The following is a 15,855-nucleotide window of genomic DNA, read 5'->3' on the forward strand; positions in this document are numbered from 1 at the left end:
TATGGCCCGTGGGGTTAACAAAGTCATATTGGTCGGTACTTGCGGCCAGGATCCCGAAGTTCGCTACTTGCCTAACGGTAATGCCGTGACCAACCTGAGTCTGGCGACCAGCGAACAGTGGACCGACAAGCAGACCGGCCAGAAGGTCGAGAAAACCGAATGGCACCGTGTGTCGATGTTCGGCAAGGTTGCAGAGATCGCCGGTGAGTACCTGCGCAAAGGTTCGCAGGTCTACATCGAAGGTAAGCTGCAAACCCGCGAGTGGGAAAAAGACGGCATCAAGCGTTACACCACCGAAATCGTGGTCGACATGCAAGGCACCATGCAACTGCTGGGCGGCCGTCCACAGGGCGACCAACAGGGCCAGGGTGGCATGTCCAACTCGGCACCGCGTCCACAGCAGTCGCGTCCACAGCCAAGCCAGCAGCCACAGCGTGAGTCGCGCCCAGCACCACAGCAGGCCGCACCGCAGCCAGCCGCTGACTTCGACAGTTTTGATGACGATATTCCGTTCTAATTCCTACCTAAGACTATTTTGTAAAGTTTAGGCCTGAGACCCCCGCGATGCGGGGGTTTCTTGTTTTTTGCGTACGAAATGTCCCAGGTTCTGGCGTTTGTTCTCCTGGGCCACAAGATTTAGGCTATAGCTCATTCCCGTGCCGAAGAAGGAAACCCCGATGACCTGGTCTGCCCAGCAGTACTCGATGTTTGAGCAACAGCGCACCCGTCCCGTTCGAGACCTGGTGGCTGCCATTCCAGCGGGCGATGTGCGCACCGCAGTTGACCTGGGGTGTGGTCCGGGTAACTCCACCGAGGTGCTGGCCGGGCGTTTTCCCCAGGCGCAGGTCACCGGCCTGGACAGTTCCGATGACATGCTGGTCAGCGCCCGTGAACGGCTGCCGGCGCTCAACTTTGAATTGGCCGACATCGGCGCCTGGAACCCGGCGCAAAAATTCGACGTGATTCTTGCCAACGCCTCGCTGCAATGGCTACCGGACCACGCCACGCTCTATCCGCACCTGGTGGACCAGTTGACGCCCGGTGGCACGCTGGCGGTGCAGACCCCGGACAACCTTGACGAGCCCGCTCACCGCCTGGCCCGTGAGGTGGCGGCGCAAGGGCCGTGGGCGGGCAAGATCGGTGCGGTCAAACACAACGCGCGCCACTCGGCGAGCTACTACTACGAACTGCTGAGCACACATTGCAGCACCGTGGATGTGTGGCACACCATCTATCAACACCCGCTCAGCGATCATGGCGCCGTGGTCGAGTGGTTCAAGGGCACGGGGTTGCGGCCTTTCCTGGCTCCCCTGGATGACGCCGAGAGAAGTGCCTTCCTCGATACCTACCTGGGGCTAATCACCAAGGCCTATCCGGCCTTGGCAGATGGCACGGTGTTGCTGCCTTTTCCGCGCCTGTTCATCATCGCCACGCGCTAACTTTCCATGCCAACAGGTGGCAGTCAGACTGCCACCTGTTTATGCCTGCAGAAACTCATCGGCCGAGACCACGCTCGCATAGCCAAATGCCAGCGACGCCATATACGCGTCATGCACCTGGGCCGCCGGGATGGTCTTGCCATTGAACTCCAGGTCACGGGTGGCGCAGGCATCGTGGATCACTGTAACGGTGTAGCCAAGGTCCGCTGCTGCCCGTACCACGGCGTCGATGCACATGTGGCTCATGCTGCCCACGACTACCAGGTCGGTGATGCTGCGCTGTTCCAGCAACTCGCGCAGGTTGGTTTGGCGAAACGCATTTACAAAATGCTTGAGCACCACTGGCTCGTCGTTTTCGTTCAGTACCTTGGGGTGCAAGTGCGCGCCTTCGGAGCCTGGGGTGAAAAAGGGCGCCTCGTCAGAGGTGAACTCATGGCGCACGTGGATTATCGCATCACCGGCCTGGCGAAATACCTGGAGCAGTTGTTGTGCCTTGTCGGCGGCAGCCTCGACACCAGCCAGTGGCCATTTGCCCTGGGGGAAGTAGTCGTTCTGGATATCAATTAGGATAAGTGCTTGCTTGGCCATGGGGTTTTTCTCGTGATGGGTTGATGCGTCCAGTATCGTGGCTGGCATGTGGCTCGGGGATTGGCCGCACCGACAATAACAGGGGGAAAACTGACAATGGCTCTGGAACGCTCGATCGTCGAGCTTGGCGTACTGATTTACAGCGGCGCGCAGATGGCGGCTGTACACGGCTTGACCGACCTGTTTGGGGTCGCCAATCGCATTGCCGCCGAACATCAGGCTGAGCAGTTGCCGTTGTTGCGTATCAGCCATTGGCAGGTTGCTGGCGATGGTACTCCCATTCGGGCATTCGACAGCCTGCCAGGCCCCGATCAACCGTTGATGGCGGTGCTGGTGCCGCCGTCGATTGGCGAGTTTTGCGAAGAACAGGCACCGCCCAAGCTATTGCAATGGCTGCGCCAGCAACATGCGGCTGGCACCGTGCTGGGCGGCGTGTGCATCGGTTCGATCATGTTGGCGCGCAGTGGCTTGCTCGATGGGCGCAGCGCGACGACCCACTGGTCGTCGGCCGACTCATTTGCCCGTCGTTTCCCGGCGGTGCGCCTGGAGGCTGACAAGCCTATCGTCGATGATGGCGACCTGATCACCAGCGCCGGGCTGATGGCCTGGTCCGAACTGGGTCTGCGCCTGGTCGACCGCCTCATGGGCCCGAGCATCGCCGCTGGCACCGCGCGCTTCCTGGTGATTGAGCACAGTGACAGCGCGAGTCAGTGCGGCAGCAACTTTGCGCCGATCCTGAGCCATGGCGACGGGGCAATCCTCAAGGTCCAGCACGCCTTGCAGGCCAGCGGCGCGGTGGATGTCTCTCTCGCGGCGATGGCGCAGGTAGCCTGTCTGGAAGAGCGCACCTTCCTGCGGCGTTTTCGCAATGCCACCGGGCTGAAACCCACCGAGTATTGCCAGCACCTGAGGGTTGGCAAGGCGCGGCAGATGCTGGAGTTCACCAACACCACCATTGATCAGATTGCCTGGACCGTGGGCTATCAGGACCCGAGCGCCTTTCGTGCGACTTTCAGGAAAATCACCGGCCTTGCGCCCAGCGATTACCGCAACCGCTTCGGGGTGAAGGCCCCGGCCTGAGTCCCGGACACGCCACACAACCAATGTAGGAGCGGGCTTGCCCGCGATGATGATATCCCAGCGGGCCTATACCTTGATCCTGCTGGACTGGATCGTGGGCGAACGGTTGAGCATTATTCAGGCCCGATGATTGGAGCACGCAATGCAAAGGCACTTAGTAAGTGACGGTTGCGCTACAAACCCGCAAAATGCAACGATTCTGGCAAATACCAACGGCACGGCCTGACCGCCTGTCGATAATAGCCATCGTTCCAAACAGACCGGGCCTGCTCAATCTATGCGAATGCGCCTTATGTTACTGGGCGGCGGGAATGCCCTCGGGCAGGCGCTGATTCGCCTCGGTGCGGAAGAAGACATCGGCTTCCTCGCCCCGCGCCCGCCCCAAGACGGCTGGGATGCCGCCAGCCTTACCCAATTGCTCGACGACACCCGTCCCGACGCCTTGATCAACCTCGCCTACTATTTCGACTGGTTCCAGGCCGAGAGCGTAAACGAGGCGCGACTGGCCGGGCAGGAATCGGCCGTCGAGCGCTTGGCGGAATTGTGCCAGCACCACAACATCACACTGCTGCAACCGTCCAGCTACCGGGTGTTCGATGGCTCGCGCGCCACGGCCTACAGCGAAAAAGACGAACCGGTGCCCTTGGGCCTGCGTGGCCAGGCGCTATGGCGCATTGAGCAGAGTGTGCGCGCCACCTGCCCGCAACATGTGCTGCTGCGCTTTGGCTGGTTGCTCGATGACAGCGCTGACGGCACGCTCGGACGTTTCCTGGCGCGTGCCGAGAAACCCGAGGAGTTGTTGCTGGCCGACGATCGACGCGGTAACCCGACACCGGTTGACGATGCGGCGCGCGTAATCATTTCAGTGCTCAAGCAACTCGATTGTGCGGCGCCGTTGTGGGGCACCTACCACTACGCCGGGCAAGAGGCGACTACCCCTGTGGCCCTGGGCCAGGCGATCCTTACCGAGGCGCGCAATTTCCATGCGCTGGCCGTCGAATCGCCAACAGCCCAAGCCCATGCCGCACGGCCGGATGCTGCCGACGAACCGCAACATGCGGTGTTGGCCTGCAAAAAGATCCTGCATACGTTTGGCATCAAGCCACGGGCGTGGCGTGCGGGGCTGCCGGCGTTGCTCGATCGCTTCTACCGGCATAACTGACGGGACCGCCGCATAACAACAAAATGTGGGAGCGGGCTTGCTCGCGATGACGGTGAATCAGTCAATACATCTGGTGACTGACACTCTGCCATCGCGAGCAAGCCCGCTCCCACATTGTTTTGTGGCGTTTATTAAGCCGGGCTTAGAACTTGTAGCCAATACCGACCATGTAGACCATCGGATCCACGTCCACATTGACCTTGGCACGCGTGCCCGCCGCCAGGGCGTTGTTGTCGACGGTGGCTTTGGTGCTGATGTCGATGTAGCGCACCTGGCCGTTGATCATCCACTTGTCGTTGATCATGTAGTCCGCGCCGATCTGCGCAGCCCAGCCCCAGGAGTTCTCGGCCTTGAAGTTGCTGAAGCCTTCGCCCTGGGCGCGGCTGCCGACGTGTTCGTCATAGATCCAGGTGTAGTTGATACCGGCACCGACGTACGGTTGGAACGCCGATTTGCTGTCCAGCGGGTAGTACACGACGCTCAGGGTCGGCGGCAGATGCTTGAGGGTACCGAGCTTGCCATTGGCGGCGCCGAGGGCGGTGTTCTTGATCTTCACGTCATGCTCGAACGGCGTGGCGGCCAGCAGTTCGATACCAACGTGGTTGGTCAGCATGTAGGCGAAGTTGAGGCCCAGTTGCGTGTCGCTGCTCATGGTCGCCTTGCCACCCAGGTTGGTACCGGCCAGTGGGCCCTGGTCAACCTTGACGCTGCCGCTGTCGGCCTTTGGGTTAACAGTGATTGCACCGGCGCGTACGAGAATGTCGCCAGCCTCGTGGGCGTGGGCAAGAGGGGCGGCGAGTGCAAGCGCGAAGAGGGAAGCGCTGAGCAGAGACTTGTGCATGGGTGGCTCCAAAGGACGTTTTTAGTTGGCTGTGTCCAATGGTAAAGATCGTTACGCGTGAGCCTTTGACTCAGCTCAATGAAACCGTGATCAGCAATGTGGGAGCGCGCTATTGCGGCAGTTCGTAGACGTAGATCTTCTCGGCATCCATCTGATACCCGGCATCCGCCAGTTCGCTGGTGGAAGGCTTGACCTGCATCTGCCCTTCGATCCAATACGGCTGGTACAGCTCCTCCAGCTTCACGCCGATTTCGCTCCTGACATGCACGATCTGGTTCGACGGCGGTGGCGGCACATGGATGCAGGCGCCGAAGTACGGCACCAGCAGGAACTCAGTGGTGCGGCCTTCTTCGCTGACCTCCAGCGGCACGATATAGCCCGGCAGGCGGATGTGCTGGTCGTTGAGGGTTGCGACCACCGGCGCGTTGGGCAAATCCTGCTTGGCCGCTGGCGCTGCCTCTGCTGACAGGGCGTCGGCCATGTTCGACAGGTCGTGCAGCGGCGTCATATTCGGCACCTCCACCGGAGCGTCCGGTGGAATCATTTCCTGCCACGACAAATCCCGAGGCTCGGCGGCCCAGGCGGGCAGGGTCAGCATCCACAACAGCACAAGCAGGGCACGGCGCATCAAAGCCTTCCTCATAAACGGATCGACAGGCCATCGGCCAACGATTGTCGATAGGCGCGCCAGGCCGGCACGCTGCCCATCAGCAGGGCGGCGACCAGAATACCGGCGAGCAGCGTCCATTCATACGGGCTGGGTAGCGCCAGTGGTAGGTCCAGGCCGTAATTGGCCTGCAAATAGCCACGGGACGCCGCAATACACACATACAACAGGCCAACCCCCGCCGCCACTCCGGCCAGGGCCAGGGCGAAGGCCTCGAAAATCAGCAGGCTCGCAATATGCCAGGGCCGCGCCCCCACGGAACGCAGGATCGCCATTTCGCGGCGTCGCTCATTGAGGCTGGTGAGGATCGCCGTGAGCATGCCGATCAACCCGGTCAGCACCACAAACAGCGAGATCACGAACAGCGCCTTTTCAGCGGTGCCCATCATGCTCCACAACTCTTGCAGGGCCACGCCCGGCAGAATCGCCAGCATCGGTTCGCCACGGAACTCGTTGATTTGCCGTTGCAGGGCGAAGGTCGAAATCTTGTTGTTCAGGCCCAGCATAAACGCGGTAATCGCTTGCGGCGTAAGGTCCATATTGCGCGCCTGGTCGGCACTGATCCGGCCCTTGCCCTGGGCCGGCACGCCGTTGTGCCAGTCAATATGGATCGCTTCCATGCCGCCCAGGCTGATATGCAGCGTGCGGTCCACCGGGGTGCCGGTGCGTTGCAGAATGCCGACCACGGTGAAGGGTTTGTCATCGTGCTTGACCAGGCTGACCACCGCCACGCCGTGGGCCAGCACCAGTTTGTCACCGAGCTTGTAATGCAGGGCGTCGGCCACTTCGGCGCCGAGCACCACCTCAAACGGGTCAGTGGCAAATGCGCGGCCACTGGCCAGTTGCAGGTTTTGCTTGCGGCCGTATTGGTAGTGTTCGAAGTAGGCCTCGTTGGTGCCCATCACCCGGTAGCCGCGATGGGAATCGCCGAGGGAAATCGGAATCGCCCACTTCACCTGGGGGCTGGCGGCGAAGTGCTCGAAGCTGTCCCAGCGGATGTTGTTGGTGGCGTTGCCGATACGAAACACTGAATACAGCAGCAGGTTGACCGAACCGGAACGGGCACCAACGATCAGGTCGGTGCCGCTGATGGTGCTGGCAAAGCTGGCGCGGGCCTCGGTGCGCACGCGCTCCACCGCCAACAGCAGGCACACCGACAGGGCGATGGCGAATGCGGTGAGGATCGCGGTAAAGCGGCGGTTAGCCAGGCTGGCCATGGCTAGACGGAATAAATACATCTCAAACCTCGAGCGGCGTGGCGGCGCGATTGAGTTCGGCCAGCGACAGGTGACGGTCGAACAGCGGTGCCAGGCTCTGGTCATGGCTGACGAACAACAGGCTGGCGCCCGCGTCCCGGCATTCGGCGAACAGCAGTTGCAGGAAGGCTTCCCGGGCATCGTGGTCCAGGGCCGAGGTCGGCTCGTCGGCAATCACCAGTTCCGGTTGGCCGATCAGTGCGCGGGCGGCGGCGACACGTTGCTGCTGGCCGATGGACAGCGAGTCGGCGCGGCGTTCCAGCAAGCCCGCATCCTTGAGGCCCAGGTGCGCGAGCAAGGTTGCGGCGGCTTGATCGATGCTGCCATGACGCTGGATCGCACGTTGCGCCCGCAGCTTGGAGAAATGGCAGGGCAGTTCGACGTTCTCGCGTACCGAGAGAAACGGCAGCAGGTTGAACTGCTGGAAGATATAGCCGGTGTGGTCGACCCGAAACCGATCACGGGCGGCGGCCGATAGCTCGGTCAGCTCCTGGCCGAGCAAGCGAATGCTGCCGCGCGTGGGTTTCTGCACACCGCCCAACAGGCCCAACAGGGTGGTCTTGCCGCTACCGCTGGGGCCCTTGAGAAACAGGGTTTCCCCCGGCTCCAGGCGAAATGCCGGGATATCCAGCAACTGGGGATGATCGGGCCAGTTGAAGCCCAGGTCGGACAGTTCGATCAGTGCTTGGGTCATGGGAACTCAACATCACCTGTAGAGCGCGGTCAACTGTAGGCGCTGGCTTGCCTGCGATGGCATCGGCGCGGTGTCACTGATACACCGCGTCGTCTGCATCGCAGGCAAGCCAGCGCCTACATCAACCGTGTGGAGTCAGAATTTCAGGGTGGCCGTCTTGGCCGTGGCTTCAACACCCTGCTGGCCACTCGGGCCGATCAGTTGTACCTGAATTTTCAGGGTGGCGGGGAAGGTCTTGAAGATGTTCGCCAGGTCGAGGTTTTTCAGCGCAGCGGGGGTGGCGCAGGTGAACTGATAGTGGGCGTGGATTTCACTGTGATCATGGTCGTGGGCGGCAGCGCCTTTGCCATCGGTGGCGTGGTCATGATCGTCTTCTGGCTTGTCGCCAAACAGTGGGCTCTCAAGTTCCTGGGTGCTGACCACACAACCGGCGGCCTTCGGCAGGCTGAACAGCGCCAAGGGTTGTTCCAGTTGTTTGCGCACGGCAGCGACCTTGGCTTTGTCGGCGGCGGTAGTGGCCAGGTGTTCGAACCCCACCAGGTTCATCGCCGGGCTTTCCAGCTCCAGTTCCAGAGTCTTGGCATCGAGCACCGCATTCAGGCGGCCCACGCCATGTTCATGGGCGCCAAGGCTACCGTGTTCATGATCGTGGTCGTGATTGTGTTCGTCAGCGGCCTGGGCGATGGCCAGTGGCAGCAGGGCAAACGGCAAAGCGAGCAACAGGCGGCGCATAGAAAGACTCCCGGGATGAGTGTTATGTGATCTTATAACAATATCATTGAGAGTTTGACCGTCTGCTTGGCGTTGCGCAAGGCGCATGGGAGCATGCTCGTCAGAAAACTGCTGGAGGACGAGCAATGATGCGAATTCGTGGAACCATCGGCGAGTTGCCCGTGGACTTGACCCTGGAGTTGGACGCGAGCGATTGGGCGCGGCTGGGCGCGCACCTGCAGGCGGTGGCGCCGGCGACGGACGAAGTGCCTGCCGCCCCGGCACCGGTCAATCAGGACGCTGACCTGTGGCAGGCCGCCCAGGACCTGCTGCGCGAGGCCGGGCAACTGAGCGGCCTGGAGTTGTCGGATCGCCTGGAAGGGCTGGCCGGCAACGCCCAGGCGGGCAAGCGCCTGTTGGTGCGCTTGCGTCACAGTGCCAAGGTGAAGGTGTCCAGCGGCGGGGATACGCCGCAGTACAGTTGGATCGGCAGCGATTAGTACAGCGCAGCGAACAACTTGCGGCGATAGACCGTGACCAGCGGGTGGTCATTGCCGAGCAGTTCGAACACTTGCAGCAACGTCTTGTGTGGCAGGCCTTCGCTGTAGCTGCGGTTGCGGATAAACAACTTCAGCAAGCCTTCCAGCGCCGCGTCGTATTGCTGGCGGGCCAATTGCTGCACGGCCAACTGATACGCGGCGTCATCATCCTGCGGGTTTTGCGCCAGGTGGGCCTTGAGGTCAGCGGTATCAGGCAGGTCAGCCGCCTGGCGCAGGAAAGTGATCTGCGCCTTGGCGCCGGCGAGGGCTGCCTTGTGCGCGTCGCTCTTGACCGCATCGAGCACGGTCTGCGCTTCACCCAGTTCGCCACGCTCGGCCAGGCAGCGAGCGTAGAGGATCAACGCTGCGGCGTTGGTGTTGTCTTCACCGAGCAAGGCCACCAGTACGGCCTCGGCCTCACTGATACGCCCCTCGGCAAACAGCGCCTGGGCCAGCTCCAGCGGGTCTTCGTCGGCGGGTGGTGGCAACTGCACATGGGGTTCCAGCAGCGCCCGGATCTCAGACTCCGGTTTCGCCCCGGCAAACCCATCCACCGGCTGGCCATCCTTGAACAGCACCACGGTCGGCAGGCTGCGAATGCCAAAGCGCGCAACGATATCCTGCTCGGCTTCGCAATCGACCTTGGCCAGCAGCAGTTCGCCCTGGTAACTCTCGGCAATCTGCGCCAGCAACGGCATCAACGCCTTGCACGGCGCACACCAGTCGGCCCAGAAATCCACCAGCACGGGTTTGTGGAACGAATTCTCGATGACTGCCTGATCGAAGGTGGCGGTGGTGACATCGAAAATGTACGGCGTGGGCTCACTCATGGTGGTTCTCAATGACGCGTGGGATGGGGCAACTATAAAGACTGGCGGTCTCTATCGGAAGCCGCGCAAGGGTCAAGCGCGAGATACATGCCAAAAAGGGTCCTGATACCAGTCACGAAGGAACCCCATCGCTTTTAGGTTGAGGTTGGGAAAGTCGCTGATCAGGTGATAAAGGTGCTGGTCCCAGCGAGTACGGGGGCTGACCTGATACATCAGGTGGTTAAGTATGCAAAGTGTCGGAAAAGTGCGGGTATGGGATCCTGGCTGGAGGAGATGCTTTGGCCACGGGAAATTGGCTTTTCTGGGTAATTCGGGGCGAATGCCCGGTTGCCGATTCCACATCCGTGAGTGATGGGCGCACATATTTCGAACAGTGGTCAACGTGTGAAGCCAGGACTGCATCAGTGGTGCGGGCAGTCCCAAGCGCCTGGCAATGGCTTTTTTATCCGCGTCCCTGGCCAGGCCTTTGTAGAGATGAGAGAGGTCACCCAGCGTCAATTCTTCCAGCATGGCCCCGCTCGGCATGAGAGATGGGTGATCGTAGGTAATTGGATAGTGGCGCGCGTAGCTTTCTTTGGCTCTTTGACGTTTGAGATGGTCTTTTCGGTTGCTGTCTGTGTGCAGTCGGTCGATGCGCAGGCATTCGCGTTCGTAGTCGCGTGCTGCCACAGACTGTTTGGTGTGTAGCGTTGCAAGCAGGCGCTGGTGGTCAAATGTCGGGTGAAAAGTCTGGCCGTCGATGTACCAATGGCTACCGTAGGTGGGGCCCATGTGATTACTGATGACTGCACGTGAGGCGATCTCGACCCGCTCAATAGCATCCATAACCAATAAGCGAAGACGTCGGTCGAAATCGTAGAGTCGTGCCAGTTGGTGAAAATGGGTGCCAGCATGGAAGTGGTGGTCGATATCTTCCGGTTGTTGGAAGGGCCGCATATAGGGGCTTAATCGAAAGAAACTGACCGACTGCAGGAAGCACCGAGCGCCTGTTTCATCGTCAATTATCAAGCCCCGCGACTTGAGCAGTTCCAGCTGGGCCGGGACGTCAATGGCAGGCTTGTCGAACGCCTTCATGCCGGAAAATCACCAGGCATAAAAAACCCGCACAATTTGTGCTTGGTCGCTGGCGCAACCAGAGGCATGGCGGGTGTATTGCCACGCAGGCTATGCAACTGCCCAGGTTTTTGCAACGCCTTTGGAGAGGCGCCGACCAGCGAAACCAGGAGGAAATGCATGCCGATCGATCGTCCAGGCCGCGTGCAGGAGGACGGTATTTTCCATGCCCTTGCGGCCGCTGTCTTAGCCACTCTATTGCTGAAGATTTATAACTAAGGTGCCTAGCGCCGCGAATGGTACAGGCTCACCTTGCGAAACTCCCAAGGCTCCGCCAGGTCCGGCAGGGTCAGCGCTTCCAGGATCCCCAGCCGCTGGTAGTCCGGATGCTGGAAGTCGCGCACCCGCGAATCGGCGACCAACGCTTCTCGCCCGCGCGTGAGGAATTGATCCAGCAGCGGCAGGTTCGCCCGGTCGTACAGCACATCCGCCACCAGGATCAGGTCGAAACGATCGGCCTCGGCAAAGAAGTCCGCCGAATACCCCAGCGTCACGCCATTGAGTCCAGCATTTGCCCGGCAGGCGTCGAGTGCCAGCGGGTCCAGGTCACAGGCCACCACTTCCAGGGCGCCGGCCTTGGCGGCGGCAATCGCCGCAACGCCGGAGCCGGCGCCGAAATCCAGCACGCGCTTGCCCGCCACCCATTGCGGGTTGGCCGCCAGGTAGCGGGCCAGTGCCAGGCCGCTGGCCCAGCAGAAACTCCAATAGGGCGGCTCATGCAGGATGCGCCGGGTTTCCTCGGGGCTGAAGGCGCGGTCCATGTTGTCGGCGTCCAGCAGCCACAACGCCAGGTCGGTGCCGGGCAACGGGCAGGGCACCAGTTGTGCGTCGCCGATCAGTTCGCCCAAGGCCCGTTGCAGGTCCAGCGGTAGCGTCATGGTGCGCGGACGAGTTGCAAGGGCCCGGTGGTCTGGGTGATCGGTTGCTGGATGCGCACCGCCGGCAGATGCAGGATCAACTGCCCGGACTGGCTGGCGCGGCCACGCAGCTCAACACGGGCGCCGGTCGGGAAGGCTTGTGGGTTGAAGCGCAGGCGGAAGTCCAACGGCTTGTTGTTGCCGATCAGCACACTGCTGGCCAGCAATTGTTGCGGGCGGCTGCGCTCGTCGATCACCAGCAGCGCGAGCTCGACTTCGGCGCCGGCCGGCACGCCATTGAGGGTGCCGCTGACTTCACGCTGATAGGCGGGCAGTGGCCCGAGAGGCTCCTGGCCGGGGATTTTTTTCTCTTGTTGTGGCGTGGGTTGCGGTGCGGCCGGTTTTGGCGCTTCGCTGCTGCAGGCGACCAGAAAACTGAAAAGAGTGAGTAAAACCAGCGGTCGTAACGGCATGTACGGCTCCAAAAAGGGCAAAAATCCGTGAACTAAACATAAGAAACATAATAGTCAGCCTATATACCGTAAAGGCTATGGCTTGTCTTGCCACGGGGATGCGCTACCATGGCCCTCCCTTTTTTTGTTGCCTGCCACCATGCACTGTCCCTTCTGCGGTGCCAACGACACCAAGGTCATTGACTCGCGTCTGGTCGCCGAGGGCGATCAAGTGCGTCGCCGGCGTGAATGCCTGGCCTGCGGTGAACGTTTCACCACCTTCGAAACCGCCGAACTGGTACTGCCACGCCTGATCAAGTCCGACGGCAGCCGCCAGCCTTTCGACGAAGACAAACTGCGCGCCGGTATGCAGCGTGCCCTGGAAAAACGCCCGGTGAGTGTCGAGCGCCTGGAAGCGGCGCTGGTGCATATCAAGCACAAGCTGCGGGCGACCGGCGAGCGCGAGGTCAAGAGCCTGGTGGTGGGAGAACTGGTGATGGGCGAGCTGCAAAAGCTCGACGAAGTTGCCTACATTCGTTTCGCCTCGGTGTACCGACGCTTCCAGGACCTCAACGAGTTCCGCGAAGAGATCGACCGCCTGGCCCGTGAGCCGGTCAAAGAATGAACCCACCTTCTGCAGAACAGGCTGTGCTCGACGCCCATTACATGGCCCGCGCCCTCGAATTGGCGCGCAAGGGCCTGTACACCACCCACCCCAACCCACGGGTCGGCTGTGTGATTGTGCGTGATGGGCAGATTGTCGGCGAAGGCTGGCACGAACGTACCGGCGAACCCCATGCCGAGCCCAATGCCTTGCGCGCCGCTGGCGATAAAGCCCGGGGTGCCACGGTGTACGTGACCCTTGAACCGTGCAGCCATTATGGTCATACGCCACCCTGCGCCGATGCGCTGGTGACAGCCGGTGTGGCACGGGTGGTCGCGGGCATGCAGGACCCGAACCCGGAAGTGGCCGGGCGTGGCATGCAGCGCCTGGCCCAGGCCGGGATCGAGGTGCTTAGCGGCGTACTGGAAAGCCAGGCGCGTGCGCTGAACCCCGGGTTCCTCAAGCGCATGGAGCACGGCCTGCCGTTTGTGCGGGTCAAGTTGGCGATGAGCCTGGATGGGCGCACCGCGATGGCCAGTGGTGAGAGCCAGTGGATCACCGGCCCTGCCGCCCGCGCCGCCGTGCAGCGCCTGCGGGCCGAGGCCAGTGTGGTGCTGACCGGCGCCGATACCGTGCTGGCCGATGGTGCGCGCCTGACCGTGCGCGCCGCCGAGCTGGGCCTGGATCCGCAAACCACCGCTTTGGCGATGTCGCGCCCACCGCTGCGCGTGCTGATCGATGGCCGCCTGCGGGTGCCGCTCAACGCCCCGTTCTTCAAGGCCGGCCCGGCGCTGGTCATCACCTGCGTGACCCCGGAAAACCAGTTCCCCCGTGGCCCCGAATGCCTGGTGGTACCGGGCGTCGACGGCCAGGTCGACCTGCGCTCGGCGCTGGTGGCCCTGGCGGCCCGTGGCGTCAACGAGGTGCTGGTGGAGGCCGGGCCAAGCCTGGCGGGCGCGTTTGCCCAGCAGGGGCTGGTGGACGAATACGTGATTTTCGTCGCCGGCAAGTTCCTGGGCTCCGCCGCTCGGCCTTTGCTGGACTGGCCGCTTGAGAAACTGGCCGATGCACCCCAACTCAAGATCACTGAAATGCGCGCTGTAGGCGACGACTGGCGAGTCACTGCCATCCCTGTGCCAGCAGCGAGCGTATAATTCTGACCGGGTGCCCCAGGCGCCCGCACCGTTTTCCAGGAGAAGGCCATGTTCACCGGCATTATCGAATCCATCGGCAGCATCCGCGCCATGACCCCCAAAGGCGGCGACGTGCGCCTGTTGGTTGAAACCGGCAAGCTCGACCTCGGCGACGTCAAGCTGGGCGACAGCATCGCCGTCAGTGGCGTGTGCCTGACCGTCATCGAACTGCCGGGCAATGGCTTTGCCGCCGACGTCAGCCGGGAAACCCTGGACTGCACGGCGATGAATGACCTTAAGGCCGGCAGCCCGGTCAACCTGGAAAAAGCCCTGACCCCGACCACCCGCCTGGGCGGCCACCTGGTCAGCGGCCATGTCGACGGCGTCGGCGAAGTAGTGGCACGCAGCGAAAACGCGCGAGCCGTGGAATTTCGCATCCGGGCACCGAAAGAACTGGCCAAGTACATCGCCCACAAAGGCTCGATCACCGTCGACGGCACCAGCCTGACCGTGAACGCCGTGAATGGCGCCGAATTCGAACTGACCATCATTCCCCACACCCTCAGCGAAACCATCATGGCCTCGTACCAGCCGGGTCGCCGGGTGAACCTGGAAGTGGACTTGCTTGCCCGTTACCTGGAGCGCCTGTTGCTGGGCGATAAGGCCGCAGAGCCTGCAGCCGGTAACATCACCGAAAGTTTTCTGGCCGCTAACGGCTACCTGAAATCCTGACCAAGGGGGTGCCGCGTGGCGCTCAATAGCATCGAAGAACTGGTTGAAGACATCCGCCAAGGCAAGATGGTCATCCTGATGGATGACGAAGACCGCGAAAACGAAGGCGACCTGATCATGGCCGCCGAGTTGTGCCAGCCGGAACATATCAACTTCATGGCCAAGCACGCCCGTGGCCTGATCTGCATGCCCATGAGCCGCGAGCGCTGCGAACTGCTCAAGCTGCCGCTGATGGCGCCGCGCAATGGTTCGGGGTTTGGCACCAAGTTCACCGTCTCGATTGAAGCGACCACCGGTGTGACCACCGGTATCTCCGCCGCCGACCGCGCCCGCACCGTGCAAGCCGCTGCCGCCAAAGACGCCAAGGCCGAAGATATCGTCAGCCCTGGGCATATCTTCCCGCTGATGGCCCAGCCTGGCGGCACCCTGGCCCGTGCCGGCCACACCGAAGCTGCCTGCGACCTGGCGCGCATGGCCGGGTTCGAGCCGAGCGGGGTGATCTGCGAAGTGATGAACGACGATGGCACCATGGCCCGTCGCGCTGAACTGGAAGCCTTTGCCGCTGAACACAACATCAAGATCGGCACCATTGCCGACCTGATTCACTACCGGATGATCCACGAACGTACCGTTCAGCGGATTGCCGAGCAGCCGCTGGACAGCGAACTGGGGCATTTCAACCTGGTGACCTACCGTGATTCGGTGGAAGGCGACGTGCACATGGCGCTGACCCTGGGCAACATCTGCGCCGAAGAGCCGACCCTGGTGCGTGTGCATAACATGGACCCGTTGCGCGACCTGCTGATGGTCAAGCAGCCGGGCCGCTGGAGCTTGCGAGCCGCCATGGCCGCGGTTTCCGAGGCGGGTAGCGGTGTCGTACTGTTGCTGGGTAACCCGGTGGATGGCGATGTGCTGCTGGCGCATATCCGCGAAAGTGCTGACCAGGTGCCGGTGAAAAAACCGACCACCTACAGCATCGTCGGTGCTGGCTCGCAGATCCTGCGTGACCTGGGCGTGCGCAAAATGCGCCTGATGAGTGCGCCCATGAAATTTAATGCGATATCCGGTTTCGACCTGGAAGTAGTAGAATACGTGCCCTCCGAATAAAGGCCGACGATTGTCGCGTCTTGTTCGCGGTTCAAATATCACTAAGGGGC

General features: G+C 61.8%; 19 protein-coding genes. 9 read left to right on the forward strand and 10 right to left on the reverse strand.

Going from position 1 to position 15,855, the window contains the following annotated elements; genetic code table 11:
- Nucleotide 1 precedes the first annotated feature (1 nt).
- Both FJD34_RS25910 and tam read left to right on the forward strand, forming a co-directional pair.
- Nucleotides 2–517, forward strand: a complete 516-nt coding sequence (locus FJD34_RS25910) for a single-stranded DNA-binding protein (RefSeq protein WP_017849542.1) — start codon at nucleotides 2–4, stop codon at nucleotides 515–517.
- A gap of 160 nt (nucleotides 518–677) precedes the next feature.
- Nucleotides 678–1,439 (forward strand): trans-aconitate 2-methyltransferase, encoded by a 762-nt coding sequence (tam, locus tag FJD34_RS25915; protein ID WP_065942768.1) that lies wholly within the window; start codon nucleotides 678–680, stop codon nucleotides 1,437–1,439.
- Nucleotides 1,440–1,478: 39 nt separating this feature from the next.
- Here tam and FJD34_RS25920 read toward each other — a convergent pair whose 3' ends face one another.
- Nucleotides 1,479–2,027, reverse strand: coding sequence for a cysteine hydrolase family protein (locus tag FJD34_RS25920; protein ID WP_032861620.1), 549 nt, complete (start codon nucleotides 2,025–2,027; stop codon nucleotides 1,479–1,481).
- Between the two features lie 96 nt (nucleotides 2,028–2,123).
- Between FJD34_RS25920 and FJD34_RS25925 the strand changes: the two genes are divergently transcribed.
- Complete coding sequence (locus FJD34_RS25925; protein WP_032861621.1) at nucleotides 2,124–3,107, forward strand: GlxA family transcriptional regulator; 984 nt, start codon at nucleotides 2,124–2,126, stop codon at nucleotides 3,105–3,107.
- A 277-nt stretch (nucleotides 3,108–3,384) separates the two neighbouring features.
- Nucleotides 3,385–4,269: a sugar nucleotide-binding protein gene (locus FJD34_RS25930; protein WP_032861622.1), complete on the forward strand. Its 885-nt coding sequence runs from the start codon at nucleotides 3,385–3,387 to the stop codon at nucleotides 4,267–4,269.
- Nucleotides 4,270–4,411: 142 nt separating this feature from the next.
- Here the strand turns inward: FJD34_RS25930 and FJD34_RS25935 are convergent, their stop codons facing one another.
- The 5 genes from FJD34_RS25935 to FJD34_RS25955 form a co-directional block, all read right to left on the reverse strand.
- Nucleotides 4,412–5,110: an OmpW/AlkL family protein gene (locus tag FJD34_RS25935; protein ID WP_029299417.1), complete on the reverse strand. Its 699-nt coding sequence runs from the start codon at nucleotides 5,108–5,110 to the stop codon at nucleotides 4,412–4,414.
- A gap of 109 nt (nucleotides 5,111–5,219) precedes the next feature.
- Nucleotides 5,220–5,738: a DUF3299 domain-containing protein gene (locus tag FJD34_RS25940; RefSeq protein ID WP_032861623.1), complete on the reverse strand. Its 519-nt coding sequence runs from the start codon at nucleotides 5,736–5,738 to the stop codon at nucleotides 5,220–5,222.
- Between the two features lie 11 nt (nucleotides 5,739–5,749).
- Nucleotides 5,750–7,015 (reverse strand): ABC transporter permease, encoded by a 1,266-nt coding sequence (locus FJD34_RS25945; protein ID WP_032861624.1) that lies wholly within the window; start codon nucleotides 7,013–7,015, stop codon nucleotides 5,750–5,752.
- A gap of 1 nt (nucleotide 7,016) precedes the next feature.
- On the reverse strand, nucleotides 7,017–7,727 hold the full coding sequence (locus FJD34_RS25950) for an ABC transporter ATP-binding protein (protein ID WP_065942770.1): 711 nt from the start codon (nucleotides 7,725–7,727) through the stop codon (nucleotides 7,017–7,019).
- Nucleotides 7,728–7,862: 135 nt separating this feature from the next.
- Entirely contained in the window at nucleotides 7,863–8,459 is a 597-nt protein-coding gene (locus FJD34_RS25955; protein WP_032861628.1) for a DUF2796 domain-containing protein, read from the reverse strand.
- 125 nt (nucleotides 8,460–8,584) lie between these two features.
- On the opposite strand from FJD34_RS25955, the gene FJD34_RS25960 reads away from it, so the two are divergent.
- A complete protein-coding gene (locus tag FJD34_RS25960) occupies nucleotides 8,585–8,938 on the forward strand; it encodes a hypothetical protein (protein ID WP_065942772.1) in 354 nt (117 codons plus the stop codon).
- Here FJD34_RS25960 and trxA read toward each other — a convergent pair.
- The 4 genes from trxA to FJD34_RS25980 form a co-directional block, all read right to left on the reverse strand.
- A complete protein-coding gene (gene trxA, locus FJD34_RS25965) occupies nucleotides 8,935–9,807 on the reverse strand; it encodes a thioredoxin (RefSeq protein ID WP_090292182.1) in 873 nt (290 codons plus the stop codon). The genes FJD34_RS25960 and trxA overlap by 4 nt on opposite strands.
- Before the next feature lie 72 nt (nucleotides 9,808–9,879).
- On the reverse strand, nucleotides 9,880–10,881 hold the full coding sequence (locus FJD34_RS25970) for an Abi family protein (protein ID WP_090292180.1): 1,002 nt from the start codon (nucleotides 10,879–10,881) through the stop codon (nucleotides 9,880–9,882).
- A 263-nt stretch (nucleotides 10,882–11,144) separates the two neighbouring features.
- On the reverse strand, nucleotides 11,145–11,798 hold the full coding sequence (locus FJD34_RS25975) for a class I SAM-dependent methyltransferase (RefSeq protein WP_090292178.1): 654 nt from the start codon (nucleotides 11,796–11,798) through the stop codon (nucleotides 11,145–11,147).
- Nucleotides 11,795–12,250 carry a YbaY family lipoprotein gene (locus tag FJD34_RS25980; protein WP_032861635.1) on the reverse strand — a complete coding sequence of 152 codons (456 nt, stop codon included), beginning with the start codon at nucleotides 12,248–12,250 and terminating at the stop codon, nucleotides 11,795–11,797. Before FJD34_RS25980 ends, FJD34_RS25975 begins: the two co-directional genes overlap by 4 nt.
- A gap of 139 nt (nucleotides 12,251–12,389) precedes the next feature.
- Here FJD34_RS25980 and nrdR point away from each other — a divergent pair, with 139 nt between their 5' ends.
- From nrdR to ribBA, 4 genes are read left to right on the forward strand one after another with little or no spacing between them, the layout of a single operon-like run.
- Nucleotides 12,390–12,854, forward strand: a complete 465-nt coding sequence (gene nrdR, locus FJD34_RS25985; protein ID WP_029299433.1) for a transcriptional regulator NrdR — start codon at nucleotides 12,390–12,392, stop codon at nucleotides 12,852–12,854.
- Nucleotides 12,851–13,987 (forward strand): bifunctional diaminohydroxyphosphoribosylaminopyrimidine deaminase/5-amino-6-(5-phosphoribosylamino)uracil reductase RibD, encoded by a 1,137-nt coding sequence (gene ribD, locus FJD34_RS25990; protein WP_032861638.1) that lies wholly within the window; start codon nucleotides 12,851–12,853, stop codon nucleotides 13,985–13,987. Before nrdR ends, ribD begins: the two co-directional genes overlap by 4 nt.
- 48 nt (nucleotides 13,988–14,035) lie before the next feature.
- Nucleotides 14,036–14,698: a riboflavin synthase gene (locus FJD34_RS25995; RefSeq protein WP_029299435.1), complete on the forward strand. Its 663-nt coding sequence runs from the start codon at nucleotides 14,036–14,038 to the stop codon at nucleotides 14,696–14,698.
- Nucleotides 14,699–14,713: 15 nt separating this feature from the next.
- Nucleotides 14,714–15,805 carry a bifunctional 3,4-dihydroxy-2-butanone-4-phosphate synthase/GTP cyclohydrolase II gene (gene ribBA / locus FJD34_RS26000; RefSeq protein WP_032861641.1) on the forward strand — a complete coding sequence of 364 codons (1,092 nt, stop codon included), beginning with the start codon at nucleotides 14,714–14,716 and terminating at the stop codon, nucleotides 15,803–15,805.
- Nucleotides 15,806–15,855 lie beyond the last annotated feature (50 nt).

This window comes from Pseudomonas brenneri (genome assembly GCF_007858285.1).
GTDB classification, from domain to species: Bacteria; Pseudomonadota; Gammaproteobacteria; order Pseudomonadales; family Pseudomonadaceae; genus Aquipseudomonas; species Aquipseudomonas brenneri.